Source organism: Agrobacterium pusense, assembly GCF_013285525.1.
Lineage (GTDB): Bacteria > Pseudomonadota > Alphaproteobacteria > Rhizobiales > Rhizobiaceae > Agrobacterium > Agrobacterium pusense.
The window spans coordinates 1,951,171-1,963,951 of sequence record NZ_CP053856.1 but is presented as its reverse complement, the minus strand read 5'-3'; the positions used below and the strand labels follow the sequence as shown (position 1 = coordinate 1,963,951).

17 protein-coding genes are annotated in these 12,781 nt (G+C 59.2%); all 17 read left to right on the top strand.

Annotation, left to right across the window (positions count from 1 at the left end; genetic code table 11):
- Positions 1-2: 2 nt before the first annotated feature.
- The 17 genes from HQN82_RS09670 (at position 3) to HQN82_RS09590 (ending at position 12,780) form a co-directional block, all read left to right on the top strand.
- Complete coding sequence (locus HQN82_RS09670) at positions 3-398, top strand: hypothetical protein (RefSeq protein WP_234904851.1); 396 nt, start codon at positions 3-5, stop codon at positions 396-398.
- The gene (locus HQN82_RS09665; protein ID WP_173614825.1) at positions 395-688 is read left to right on the top strand and encodes a hypothetical protein; all 294 of its coding nucleotides are present in this window, start codon (positions 395-397) and stop codon (positions 686-688) included. The genes HQN82_RS09670 and HQN82_RS09665 overlap by 4 nt, the downstream gene beginning before the upstream one ends.
- Positions 688-1,956, top strand: a complete 1,269-nt coding sequence (locus HQN82_RS09660) for a helix-turn-helix domain-containing protein (protein WP_173615013.1) — start codon at positions 688-690, stop codon at positions 1,954-1,956. The genes HQN82_RS09665 and HQN82_RS09660 overlap by 1 nt, the downstream gene beginning before the upstream one ends.
- A complete protein-coding gene (gene nusG, locus HQN82_RS09655; protein WP_173614824.1) occupies positions 1,946-2,632 on the top strand; it encodes a transcription termination/antitermination protein NusG in 687 nt (228 codons plus the stop codon). The genes HQN82_RS09660 and nusG overlap by 11 nt, the downstream gene beginning before the upstream one ends.
- A 242-nt stretch (positions 2,633-2,874) precedes the next feature.
- Complete coding sequence (locus tag HQN82_RS09650) at positions 2,875-3,444, top strand: hypothetical protein (protein WP_173614823.1); 570 nt, start codon at positions 2,875-2,877, stop codon at positions 3,442-3,444.
- A 160-nt stretch (positions 3,445-3,604) separates the two neighbouring features.
- Positions 3,605-4,339, top strand: a complete 735-nt coding sequence (locus tag HQN82_RS09645) for a MerR family transcriptional regulator (protein ID WP_234904850.1) — start codon at positions 3,605-3,607, stop codon at positions 4,337-4,339.
- Positions 4,254-6,035, top strand: a complete 1,782-nt coding sequence (locus tag HQN82_RS09640) for a phage terminase large subunit family protein (protein ID WP_173614821.1) — start codon at positions 4,254-4,256, stop codon at positions 6,033-6,035. Before HQN82_RS09645 ends, HQN82_RS09640 begins: the two co-directional genes overlap by 86 nt.
- Positions 6,035-6,229, top strand: a complete 195-nt coding sequence (locus HQN82_RS25760; RefSeq protein WP_112200667.1) for a phage head-tail joining protein — start codon at positions 6,035-6,037, stop codon at positions 6,227-6,229. Before HQN82_RS09640 ends, HQN82_RS25760 begins: the two co-directional genes overlap by 1 nt.
- Positions 6,229-7,770: a phage portal protein gene (locus tag HQN82_RS09630; RefSeq protein WP_173614820.1), complete on the top strand. Its 1,542-nt coding sequence runs from the start codon at positions 6,229-6,231 to the stop codon at positions 7,768-7,770. The genes HQN82_RS25760 and HQN82_RS09630 overlap by 1 nt, the downstream gene beginning before the upstream one ends.
- The gene (locus tag HQN82_RS09625; RefSeq protein WP_112154917.1) at positions 7,757-8,407 is read left to right on the top strand and encodes a hypothetical protein; all 651 of its coding nucleotides are present in this window, start codon (positions 7,757-7,759) and stop codon (positions 8,405-8,407) included. Before HQN82_RS09630 ends, HQN82_RS09625 begins: the two co-directional genes overlap by 14 nt.
- A gap of 98 nt (positions 8,408-8,505) precedes the next feature.
- Positions 8,506-10,161, top strand: a complete 1,656-nt coding sequence (locus tag HQN82_RS09620) for a phage major capsid protein (RefSeq protein WP_173614819.1) — start codon at positions 8,506-8,508, stop codon at positions 10,159-10,161.
- Between the two features lie 75 nt (positions 10,162-10,236).
- A complete protein-coding gene (locus tag HQN82_RS09615; RefSeq protein ID WP_112495633.1) occupies positions 10,237-10,560 on the top strand; it encodes a DUF2190 family protein in 324 nt (107 codons plus the stop codon).
- 1 nt (position 10,561) lies between these two features.
- Complete coding sequence (locus HQN82_RS09610) at positions 10,562-10,939, top strand: hypothetical protein (RefSeq protein ID WP_173614818.1); 378 nt, start codon at positions 10,562-10,564, stop codon at positions 10,937-10,939.
- Between the two features lie 8 nt (positions 10,940-10,947).
- A complete protein-coding gene (locus HQN82_RS09605; protein ID WP_173614817.1) occupies positions 10,948-11,694 on the top strand; it encodes a hypothetical protein in 747 nt (248 codons plus the stop codon).
- The gene (locus HQN82_RS09600) at positions 11,694-12,245 is read left to right on the top strand and encodes a phage baseplate assembly protein V (RefSeq protein WP_173614816.1); all 552 of its coding nucleotides are present in this window, start codon (positions 11,694-11,696) and stop codon (positions 12,243-12,245) included. The genes HQN82_RS09605 and HQN82_RS09600 overlap by 1 nt, the downstream gene beginning before the upstream one ends.
- Positions 12,246-12,254: 9 nt before the next feature.
- Positions 12,255-12,452 carry a hypothetical protein gene (locus HQN82_RS09595; protein WP_173614815.1) on the top strand — a complete coding sequence of 66 codons (198 nt, stop codon included), beginning with the start codon at positions 12,255-12,257 and terminating at the stop codon, positions 12,450-12,452.
- Positions 12,403-12,780: a GPW/gp25 family protein gene (locus HQN82_RS09590; protein WP_173614814.1), complete on the top strand. Its 378-nt coding sequence runs from the start codon at positions 12,403-12,405 to the stop codon at positions 12,778-12,780. The genes HQN82_RS09595 and HQN82_RS09590 overlap by 50 nt, the downstream gene beginning before the upstream one ends.
- The last annotated feature ends 1 nt before the right edge of the window (position 12,781 follow it).

The window sequence follows — 12,781 nt, the reverse complement described above, 5'->3', positions numbered from 1 at the left end:
CCATGGCGGACACCGCAGCGACGATTGCCGACAAGCCCCGCGAAATGAGCCGCGAGGACCGGCGCATTATCAACGACAAGCTGGATGAGGTTTACGCCAAAGACGCCTACAAATCCCCCTGGACGGATTCTGCCGTGGCGAAAGATTTGGGTGTGCCGCGAGATTGGGTTGCGCAGGTCCGTGAACAATTCTTCGGCCCGGCAGGCTCGAACCCGCTTTATGACGAGTTCCTGAAAGAAACGGCGCAGATGGAAGTTGCTTTCCGCGCCTGCGAGGACGCGACCGCCAGCGCGGAAAAGGCTGCTGCCGACCAGCGGCGGGCACAGGGTGATCTTTGCAAGGCGATGGACAGCTACCGCGTTCTGGCACGCAAGGTAGAGCGGGAAATCAGCCGATGACCGATCTTATGCCAATTGTTGAAATTCTGGCGGACTGCCAGACGGACGCGGCGCGCGCGGACTGGCTTTTGCGCGCGCCTCAGGGCGTCATCTATCGCGACCACACCACAATCCGCCGTGTTTTGCAGGAAGCGCATTTTACGCTCGGCGTGGACGCGCTGGACGTCGAATTCGCAGCCATCAACGCCACGCGCCTGCCGGACGGCGGATTGCCGCATACGGTCGTTCTCGGCGTCCATGCTGTGCGCTCATTCCTGCGCGACGTGGTGCGGAAAGGCGGTGCAAAGTGATGGAACCGGATCACGGCGCAATGTCGCGCGCATGGTCTTGGCGTCACGCGGTCGGTAAATCCGGCCTGCCGCCGATCACGCGCCTTGTGCTGCATACGCTTGGCCTGAAAATGGATGCGACCGGCGGTTCCTGTTATCCGCCGATTTCGGAACTGGTGGACCTGACGGGCCTCGATAAGAAAACCGTCCTGAAACACCTCGAAATCGCCGAAGAGAGCGGTTGGATCGTCGTCACGCAACACGGTTTTCGCGGTCAGAAATGGAAGCGGAACGAATATGTTGCGCGCTGGCCGGGCCGCGACCTTTCCGGCAATGCGGCGAGCGGTGAAGAAAATGAAGGTGGTGGAAATCTTCCACCACGTTCCAACGATGCCAGCACCTTCCAAGGTGGTGGAGCCGTTCCACCACGTTCGCCGGAAAAGGCGGTGGAAATGGTTCCCGAAGGTGGTGGAAATGACGACCCGAAGGTGGTGGAGGAGTTCCACCAAGATAAGAATCTTCCAACTAACATTCCAGAAAACTCTCCAGCCGCTGGCGCGGAAGAGGGAGTTTTGAAAAAGGCTGATCGAAAAAAGATAGAGCACGCCTTCACGCTCTGGTTTGCGACGTGGAAGAAGGGTGACGTTGAATTCGCCCGCAATGCGTGGTTCGCCCTTTCCCCGGAAGATCGGGCGGAATGTGTGGAGCGGACGCCCGCTTATCTCCGCTGGGCTAAACCTGCCGATATCATGGCCGCAGCGGTCTATCTCAAAAACCGCCACTGGCGCGACCTGCCGGAACACGTTCTTGCGGAGCCTGTCCAGACGCGCGGCATTGCCAAGGTGTGCGGCAAGCTCTGGATGGGGACGCGCCTTGAAGCTCTGTCGAAAGAGCCGACCGGGCGCTTTAACGTGACCAGCTTTGACGAAACCCGCATCGCCAAGGGCATGATTTCCCGCGAACAGCTTTTGCACGAAAAGCGGCGTGACAATGGCTGGCCTGTCGTCAACGCCATGCGGGACCATGCTAACCGCCGTGAGCCGTACACCACATCGCTGGCGCTGCTCCCCTTTGTGCAGGACTTCCGGCAGGTGCATCGTGACAGCGATGTGTTCGCGGTCTGGAAACGCCTGCATGAGCGCAACGGCTGGCCCTTTATCGAGCATCCGCCCGAATGGGTCTATTTCCCCCCGGTCGATGACGGGGCTGACGATCTCGAAGCGGCAGTAGATGCCGCGCTTTCCAATTTCCTTATCTCCATCAACGAGGGACGCTCCAATGATGCATGACGTGAAGATTTATGCCGCCAGCAAGCCGGTTAACCCGGAGCTTTATGACCTGACGCGCTTTGCGTCTCTGTTCGACCAGATGCGGAACACGAAGCGACTCAACGTCACCATGCTTTCAATGGCGGCGGAGAATCAGCCGGGAAAACACGAATGGTTCGTGGTGGAGACGAAGCACAAGGCGGAAAAAGTTGTTGAGGACGCCCTCAGCAAAGCCGGTGTCAAAACTTTTTTGCCCATGGAGAACTGCGGTAAACAGGTCGTTCGTGGCCGGGTTATCCATGATGTTTTGCGCCCGATGATGCCCGGTTATGTGCTGGTCAACATCGTGTATTCTCCCGCCGCAGTCTGCGGAATTGCCCGGCTGGAAGGTGTGGCGGGCTTCGTCGGCGGCATGATCACGCCGCATCGTGTATCTGACGAGGAAATGAATCGATTCAAGCTCTTCGGTACTCAAGAGCTTGACCTTGATTTGGAGCACTGCAAGAGCTTTCGGCGCGGCGATAGGGTTCGCTTTAGCAGCGGCCCGTTTGCCGGTTTCACTGGCCACGTCACCAAACTGCGCAAGGATAAGGTGGTTGACGGGGAGCGGATTGCGAGCGGGGCTGTTGTCGCCGTAGAGATGTTTGGTGCTGTTACCCCTGTTGAAACCTCTCTTGCATTGCTCGAAAAGTTGTGACTATGCATAGCGCAGGATGATCTGCTGATCCTGTGCAAGCGCGTCGGTCTCGACCGGCGAGTGGAGTTAAAACCTCCCACGCGGGTATGCCGGGTAGACCCTGCCTTGACCCTCTCGCCAGAGAGACCGATTCAAGGCCAGTGCGACAGCTATATCATCGGCGGACTTGAGCAAAGGCGACCCTAACCCGGTCGCCTTTTTCGTTTGCGTAGGGTGTAGGCAACTTCCGGGAAAATCTGACGATGGCTGTTCTGTCCATGAAATGGGCCGACCGCAATCTTGCGGAGTACGGCGACCGGATAGCGGAATTGAAACGGCGCTTCCCGACCGTTCTACCCCGCATCGTCAATCAGGTCGGCAACAGGACGAAAACCGTTGTCATCCGCGAATTGACGAAACAGACGGGCTTGCCGCGTGCCACCATCGTTAAGGCCATCGGCAATCCGGCAACCGCAAAGCCGGGCCGGTACGTCTATGACATGACCACGCGGGGCGGCAACATTCGCCTCAAATATCTGCGCCCGAAGGAAACCGAAGCCGGTGTCGTGGCGCGACCATTCGGAAAGCCGACGCTCTATCCCGGCGCGTTCCTGCGGGGTGGACAGTTCCCCGACCGTAAGCCGGTGGAGCAGTTCAATGGCCATGCCTATTACCGGCTCAACCGCTCCGGCACGAAGATTACCTTCGCCCGCTCGGGGGTCTTCATCCCGAAGGAAATGACCAGCGGCGCAACAGCCGAAGCATTCCAGCGCATAGCAGCGCCCTTGCTGAAAGAGCGGGTCGAAGCCGCCCTTGCCAAGCTGGTCCCCTGACCGGCCACCCCGACCCCCGGTCGCGACCCGCCCCATACCCCCCTCGGTCGGGTCCTCCCCCAAAAGAGGCCAAGTAGCGGGTGTGGGCGACTGCGGGATTTCGCTCTGTGAAGAAAATTATAGGGGGGTTCCACCGCCCTTTCGATGGAATCGGAATCAGATGGCAAAGAGCTATCCTGACGAGTTGCGTGAACAGGTCGTGGCCTTCATGGATGAAGGCCACACGGTTCGGGAGGCGGCGGCAAAGTTCAACGTCAGCCCGAGTTTCGCGGCCAAATCGCACAAGAAACATGCGGAAGCTGGCGAAAGCCTCCCGCTGCTTAACGAAGCGGCACCTGCCGAACCGGAAAAGCCCTCGCTCGATATCGAAATCACCGCATCCGAACTGGCGGAACTGCTGAAGGTTTCGAAGCGGGCGGTCTCGGATTTCGTAGAGCGTGGAATCGTGGTGAAGACAGAACGGAATCGCTTCGATCTTCGCCAGTCCATCCAGCTTTATTGTGAGCATTTGCGTGGTGTTGCCGCCGGTCGCGGCGGCGACGGCGCGGATGTTCTGACCGCCGAACGCGCCAGACTCGCGCGAGAACAGGCCGACCAGACGGCCATGAAAAACGCGGCGATGCGCGGCGAACTGATTTCGATGACGGACGTGCGAAACGAGTGGGTTTCGATAGGCCGACGCATCCGCAACGCTGTTCTGTCTGTGCCTTCGCGCTGTCGGCAGATGCTGCCGCATCTCACGACCTACGATGTGGACCTGATCGGGCAGGAAATCCGGTCGGCGCTTACCGAACTTGGTGACGAGGACGATGACAACGGCGCTGGCGACATTGCGGCGAGCGGTATGGGACAGCCTGTTACCGCCGCCGAAACTTCGGCTGTCGGAATGGATTGAACATACCGTCCATTTGCCGGAAGGCGTTTCATCGCTCACCGGCAAGGTTCGGCTGTGGCCCCCGCAGCGTGAAATTGCCGACGCCATTGGCGATAGCGCGATTGAGCGGGTAACGCTGGTCAAGCCGGTCCGCGTCGGCTTCACGACGCTGCTGACCAGCGCCATGGCAAGCTTCTGTTCGAACGACCCGTCCCCGATCCTTTCGCTTCTGCCGACAGAGGCCGACTGCCGCGACTATATGGTTTCGGACGTTGAACCGATTTTCGATGCCTCGCCAGCGCTTCGCGGTCTTTTGACCGGTGATACCAGCGAAGGCGGACGCAACACGCTTCTTGCCCGTCGCTTTCCCGGCGGGTTCCTGAAAGTCATTGCCGCAAAGGCACCGCGCAACCTGCGCCGTCACAATGTCCGCATCCTCTTCATTGACGAGGCGGACGGCATGGATGCGACGAAGGAAGGTTCGCCGATCCTGCTGGCGGAACGCCGCACGCTGTCGTTTGCGGACCGCAAGATTGTCATGGGTTCGACGCCTGTGTACGAGGCGACCAGCCATGTATTGCGGGCCTATGAGCAATCGGACAAGCGTATTTATGAGGTGCCTTGCCCCGAGTGCGGTCACTTCCATGAAATCACATGGGCCGATATCCATTGGCCCGAAGGCGAACCGGAAAAGGCGTATTATGTTTGCGTCGAATGCGGTTCCGTTGTGGAGGAACGGCACAAGCCGGGCATGGTGGCGAATGGCCGCTGGCGCGCTCTTCGACCGGAAATCAAGGATCATGCCGGTTTCCGCATGAACGCCCTGATATCGCTTTTGCCTAACGCCTCCTGGGGGCGGCTGGCGCGCGAATTCGTCACGGTCAAAAACGACCCTTCGACGCTGCAAACCTTCGTCAACACCATTCTTGCCCAAGGGTGGAAAGAGGACGGCGACGAACTGGACGATATCGAGCTTGGGGGCCGCGCCGAAGACTTCGGGCTGGAAAATATCCCGATCCAAGTGCTGATTATCACGGTCGGCGTGGACGTGCAGGATGATCGTCTGGAAGCAACCTTCGTCGGTTGGGACAAAGAGGGCATCCCCTATGTTCTCGGCCATACCGTTGTGTGGGGTCGCTATGATGACCATACCACATGGGCCGAACTGGACGTTGCCCTGACGACGCAATGGGACCATCCGCTTGGCGGCAAGATCAAGGTCGATGCCGTTTGCGTCGATAGCTCGGACGGCGAGACCATGGAAACGGTCTATCGCTTCGCGTTCCCGCGCTTCAATCGCCGTGTTCTGGCAATCAAGGGTGCTGCGGGCAACCGGCCATGGATTGAGCGCTCCAAGACCAGCGTGAAGGGCGGACGGCTTTTCATCGTCGGCGTGGATGGCATCAAGAGCCACATTTTCGGCAGGCTGGCGCGGCCCAAGTCCATCCGGTTTTCGAAAGACCTGCCGGATGTTTGGTACGAGCAGCTTGCAGGCGAAAAAATGGAAGTCCGCTATTTGCGCGGCCAGCCAAGCAGACAGTTCGTTCCGATACCGGGCCGACGCCATGAGGCGCTTGACTGCACGGTTTATGCCTTCGCCGCCCGCCAGATGGTCAATGCCAATTGGGCGCACCGCGAGGGCGAGCTTTCGACACCGCCGGAACCGGCGGTCGCAACCTACACACAAGAAATCGCGAAACCGGAGTGGCTTGCATAATGGCGACTACAGACGATCAAATTGCTGCGCTTGAAGATGCAATCGCAATGGGCGCGCGAAAGGTGATATTCCACTCTGGCGGCACGCGCCGCGAGGTGGAATATCACTCTCTCAAAGATATGAGGGAGGCTCTCGCCGCCCTGAAATCCACTCGGTCGGGCGGCTCCCGGACCATTTACGCGGCGCTCGACTGATGAGCCTCGCTAACGTTCTCGACCGGACCATTGGTTATTTCTCGCCCGAAGCTGGCCTTCGGCGCGCGAAAAGCCGCTTCGCGATGAATGCTCTTCGCGATTACACTGGCGCAGAAACCAGTCGCCTGAAATCCGGCAGGCGCGCACCATCAACATCGGCGGACGCAGAAATTGCGCGCGCCGGTCGGACCCTGCGCAACCGCATGCGCGATCTCGCCCGCAACAATCCTTATGCTGCGAAGGCGATCCACGAACTTGTTACCCACGCCATCGGCGACGGCATTATTCCGCGCTCGAAAAATAAAAAGCTCAACAAGCTTTTCGCGGAGTGGAGCAAGGTTTGTGATGCGGACGGCGATCTTGATTTCAACGGTATCGTCAACCTGACGGCCCGCGAAATGTTCGAAAGCGGGAACGGCCTTGTTCGCCGCCGCCGTCGCAGGCTGGAAGAGGGTTTGCCCGTCCCGTTGCAATTGCAGGTGCTGGAACCGGACCTGATCGACACTACCAAAGAAGGCGTTCTTTCCGATGGTGGCAAGATCATCCAAGGCATCGAATTTGATGCCATAGGCAGGAAGCGCGCCTACTGGATGTTCGGTTCGCATCCGGGCAATAGCTTCTTCGACCCGAAGTCCACGATTGTTTCGAAGCCGGTTCCTGCGTCCGACATTGCCCACGCTTTCGAAAAGCAGCGCACACAGGTCATGGGTGCGCCGTGGGGTACGCCAGCGATGGCCGATACCTACGATCTGGCGTCTTACGAGCAAGCGGAATTGACGCGCAAGCGGCTGGAAGCCTGCCTTGTTGGCGTGATGACCGGCGGCGACGAAGGCGACCAGCTTGGCATGCCTATGGCGGATAACAGTCCAGCCAAGCCCGGCATCTATGATGTGAACGGCAGGCGCGTCGAGAAATTCGAACCCGGTATGTTCTATAATGCCGTTGGTGGCCGGGGCATGGAGTTTTCGCAACCGGCAGTGACGGACAGCTATGATCCTTATAAGGCATCTATGCTGCACACCATCGCTGCGGGCTGGCGCGTTCCCTATGCCATCATGTCGGGCCGGTTGGACAAAGTGAACTATTCGTCCAGCAAGATCGGGCTGGAAGGGTTTCGCCGGACGATCTCCGCCGTTCAATGGCTCATCATCATTCCGATGCTGCTACAGCCTATTTGGGATTGGTTCTGCGAAGCCGCGTACTTCGCCGGAATCATCAGTTCGCCCAAGGTTGCCGTGGAATGGTCGCCGCCGCGCTTCTATTCAGCTGACCCGCTGAAAGACGTGAACGCCCGCATCAAGGAAGTGCGGTCGGGCTTCCGCTCGCTATCCAGCGTCATAGCCGAAATGGGCGAAAACCCGGATGACGTGCTGGATGAAATCCAGTCCGACAACAAGAAAATCGACAAGCGCAAGCTTGTCCTCGACAGCGACCCACGGCGGATGTCTCAGGCCGGGCAAGCGCAGCAGCGGGACGAAAAAGACGATCCGCCCGACGACAAGTCGGAAGACGACAAGGACCCCGACGATGACGAAACTTGAACTGCGCAAAGCGCCCGCGTCCCTGCCGATGCAGGTTCGCGGCCAAGACCTGAATGTCAGTTCGATCGATGCGGAGGCGCGCACCGTGACGCTGGTATTCACGACCGGCGCTGCGGTGCGCCGCCTGCGCTATACCGGGTGGGATACGGCTGTCCCGTTCGATGAAATCCTTGTCGTCAGCGAACGGGCGCTGGACCTGACGCGGATGAACTTGGGTGCGCCAGTTCTGGACAGCCATTCCCGGTGGTCCACATTCTCGCAGATCGCTGTTGTTGAACGGGCGTGGATCGAAAAGGGCGAAGGATGGGCGACCATCCGTTTCCCCAAGGCCGGAATTGATCTCGCCGCCGACCGCATGTTCGGGCTGGTCTCTGACAAGATCATCAAAAATGTGTCGGTGGGTTATTCCATTGATAAAATCCGGGTGGAGGAAGCGGCGAAGAAAGGCGAGGTCGAAAAGATTTTCGTGGAGCGCTGGACGCCAAACGAGATTTCATTTGTGACCGTACCGGCCGATCCCGGCGCGCAGGTCCGATCCAGCGAAGCCACGTTCCCGCTCTCTATCCAGTCCGCGTCATGTCTCGACCTTCGGGCCGCACGCATGCGCATGGCCGAAGCCGAACGCCGCTTCGCCTAACACTCATTCCAAATTTTCCAGTTCGCCGCCTGACTTCCACCGGGGATGCAGGGCGACGGCGCTTGTCCTGCCCGGTAATACAAAAGGAACCGCACGCCATGAAAAAGGCTGCATATGTTTTCGCGACCGTCGCCGCAATCGTCTGCTTCGGTCTCGCCTTCACCATTCTTTCCGCCGACCCTTCCCACGCGGCCTCGCTGATCGGACACGATGCATTCGTGCAGACGCGCGGCATGCTGGATCATGTCTATCAGGCCACCCCGGCACTGCTCGCACTCCGGGCGAAGGCTACCGACCTCACCACGCGCGCCGAAAACAAGCGCAAGGAACTGGTGGAAGGTCTGTCCGATGAAGCCGCCCGCGCCATCGAAAAGGATCACACGGACATTATCGCCGAACTTGATGGCGTTCGTGCCGAGATCACCGCGCTTGAAAATGCGGAGCGAAATGCGCCGACGCCTGCCGACAACAACCCGCAGGCCATCGCGCAGAATGCTGTTCGTGCCGAACGCGAGCGCGTGACTGCTATCGAAGAACTGGCGGAGCGTGCCGGGCAAGCGGGCTTTGGTCGTGACCATATTCGCTCCGGCACCTCTCTGGACAGCTTCCGGGGTTTGCTTCTGGATCACATGGTGACCAGTGAACGCACCACGCCGACCGATAGCCGCGTTCGCGTGCAGGTCGGCAATGACGAAGCCGATACCATCCGTTCGGCCCGTGTGGAAGCACTTGCATACGGTCTCGGCGCGCCGGTCCCGCAGGCCGGTCCGTCTGCTGCCGCCCGCCAGTATATGGGCCAAGGTCTGGTCGATATCGCTGCCGATTGCGTGAACTTCCACGGTCGCCGCATGTTGAATGCCCGCGACATCGACAACATCTTCAGCCGTGCCGCGCATTCGACTTCTGATTTCCCGGTGATTTTTGAAGGCGCTGTCAATCGCACGCTGGAACAGCGCTACGCACTGGCGCAGCCGACCTTTAAGCGCTTCACCCGCAAGAAGAACTTCCGCGACTTCCGCCCGGATACGATCGTCAAAACCGGCGATTTCCCGATGCTGGAAAAGATTCTGGAAAACGGCAAGATCAAGTTCGGTTCGTTCGGTGAAGGTAAGGAAGCCGTGCAGGCTTTCAGTTACGCCATCGCCTTGAATATCAGCCGCCAGATGCTCATCAATGACGATCTTGGCGCCATCGCCGAACTGCTGACGAGCTACGGCGCTTCGGTTGCCCTGTTCGAAGAAGTCACCTTTTACGGCGGTGCGTTCAACGGCAAGCTTGCGGACGGCAAAACCGTCTTCCATGCTGACCATAAGAACCTTGCTGCTGCTGGTTCTGCGATTACTGTCGATAGCGTCGGCGAAGGCCGCAAGTCGATGGGTCGGCAAACCTCTCTGGATGGCAAGCCGTTGCTCGCAAACCCGGCGCGTATCATGCTGGTCGGCCCGAACCAGTTGACCGATGCGGAAAAGCTGCTCGCATCCATCACGCCCGCCACGGTTTCCACGGTCAATATTTTCTCCGGCAAGTTCGAACTGGTGGAAACGTCGCAGATCGCGGACAATTCCTGGGACCTCTTCGCCGATCCTTCGACCGGCTCCAATTACCGATGGGGTTACCTCGAAGGTTACGAGGCTCCGCGCGTTCGCATGGACGAACCATTCGGCTCGCAGGGTTTCAGCATGTCGGTGGAACACGACTTCGGTTGCGGCGCGACCGATTTCCGCTTCGGCTACCACAACCCCGGCCAAGCGTAAGCCGCCTGCCCGACTTCGTTGGGGGAGCCGCCCGGCTCTCCCTTTCCTGTCACGTTGATCGCAAGGAAGATCACCATGAAAAATTATCGAGGCCCCGCCGATACGGTGGAAGTCACCGCGCCCGCCGATGTCAATTCCGGCGATGGCGTTCTTGTCGGCAAGCTCTTCGGAGTGGCGCAATTTTCCGCCAAGGCTGGCCAGCGCGTCAATATCGCGCGAGAAGGCGTCTTTACGCTGCCCAAAACGAATGCGCAGGCATGGACCGAAGGCGCACTTCTTTATTGGGATGGTGCCAAGCTGACCACCGCCGATAATGCTGGCGCAAACACCAAGGTCGGTTACGCCGCCGCCGTCGCCGCCAATCCTTCGGCGACCGGCGACCTCATCTTGCATCAGTAAGATGGTGGACTGGCGAAAACTGGAAGCTGCCGTTGACCGGAAGGTTGGCGGCGCTTTTGGCGAGACGGTCCGCCTGTCGTTCATGGCGAACGGCAAGATTGACCCCGACCGCCCGCAGATCGTCATCCGCTGCGAAGCCCTGCACACCGAAGACGACACAACGCGACCGGCAGGCAATGCCGCTAGCGGTCCGCATCGCGTCCGTTTCGCTGCGGCGGATGCCGTACTCTTTATTGACCGCTCCACCTACGAAGGCCCGGCGCTGAAAACCGGAGACAAGGTGCGGGCAATGGATCGGGCAGGCGAACCGGTTTGGTTGGTCGATTTTGTCAGTGACCGGCATAGCAACCTTATCGCTGTTGCCCTGAAAGAACTTTAGGAGCCTGCATGTCCTTCATCCGTTTTGCTGCCCGCATCTCCGCTGTGGAGGCGATCAAGGGAAACACGGTTGTCGGTTCCAACGTGCTGGACAGCGAAATCGGCGTGCTCGATATCGCTGCCGATGGCTCCTTGCGGACGGATAAGGATAAGCCTTTCATCTCCGTCTACACGGACGGTTCGAAATTGATAGAAGGCCTTGAGCTTCGCTCGCTGGCATCGCCGGGGCAACTCGATATCGTTTTTGAAGCTGGCGTGACCACGGCGCACGCCGTCACCGATACCGAGACGGACGAAAGCGTTATTCTCGGAATGCCCGCGACCGACGCGACGTTTGAGTTTCACCTTGATATGGCGCTTCGCCAAACCGGCGATGCTCTCAATGACTCGGAGAACAAATGGGCGGAAATCTTCCGCTCTCTCTGTTCGTCGTTTCAATCCGCATCGCGCTCGCGCATCAGCGGCGATACTAACGGCGTGCGGCTTGCCGCGCACCAACTGAAAATCACCGCCAATATGGTGGCCGAACCTTTGAGGGGGGAACCGCTCAAGCCGGGTTCGCCTTTCGCCCGGTTCCTCGTCAAGTGCGAAAGTGACCTTGCTCCGAATGATCCTTCCATGGCGGAAAAAATTGCTCTCATTCGTGCGCAGCTTTCAGGCAACGCCAGCGAATTGCAGACCGCCATGCGGCGATACGGCCTTATCCATGACGAGGCCGACGCCATGTTGATCACGCCTTACGAGGTATCCCCCTGATGGCCAGTTTGGTGGACCAGATCACAGACCTTTATGTGCGCATGGCCGAACTTGAGCGCCGCAACCGCAACCGACGGCGCAAGGGAACGATTGCGGAAGTCAGCGACGACAAATCTAAATACCGCGTCAAGTTGTCGGAACAGGCTGGAAAGCCGTATCTCACGCCTTGGATCAAGGCGCGGACGCTTGCTGCCGGTGGCGTCAAAGTCGATGTTCTCTACAGCGTCGGCGAACAAGTGGATGTTGTTTCCGAAAACGGCGACATGACCGACGCGCAGATAGATTTTTCCACCTATAGCGACGACAACGCCCGCGAGAATAGTGACGCGCCGCTCCATATCAAGATTGACGATACCGTCATTGAAGCCGCTGCGGGGCGGGTGAAAATCACTTCGCCGAAGGTGATCGTTGAATCGCCGAACGTGCAACTTGGCGGTGACGGCGGCAAGCGTGTCGCCCGGATTGGCGACCTTGTGCACGTCATGTCCGGTTCTTCGTCGGGCAAGTGGCCGATTGTCGAAGGCTCGGGAAAAGTCTTCGCGGTGGACTGAGGAAACCCCATGAAAAACTACAAGGTTCGAACCGGCTGCGAAATCGCCGGGCGCTGGCGGTTGGCTGGCGAAATCATCCCCCTGACCGACGACGAAGCCCGCGAGCTTGCGCCGCCCTTCGGTAATGTCGTTTTCCCTGAAAAAGAGGATAGCGCCCATGGCAAGCTCAACCGGCGTAAACGGTCAGACCGGCGCACCGCTGAATGATTGGCCGCATACGGAACAATCAATCCGCAAAATTCTTAGAACGCCGAAAGGTTCGCGCGTCATGCGCCGGACCTTCGGCAGCAATGTCCCTGATTTTATCGACGGCAAGATGACGCGGCGGAACGTGCTTGCGCTCTACTCTTCTGCCGCAACGGCAATCCTCGAATGGGAACCGCGCTTCCGCATGACTGCCGGGCGCGTGACCAAAGCGGATGCCGGTGGCGTCATCGCGCTCGATATCTTCGGCACCTATTATCCTCGCGGCCATCGCGGCGATTACTCCATTGCGGAGAGCGCCAGCGTCCGCGTCATTTATCCGGGCAAATGAC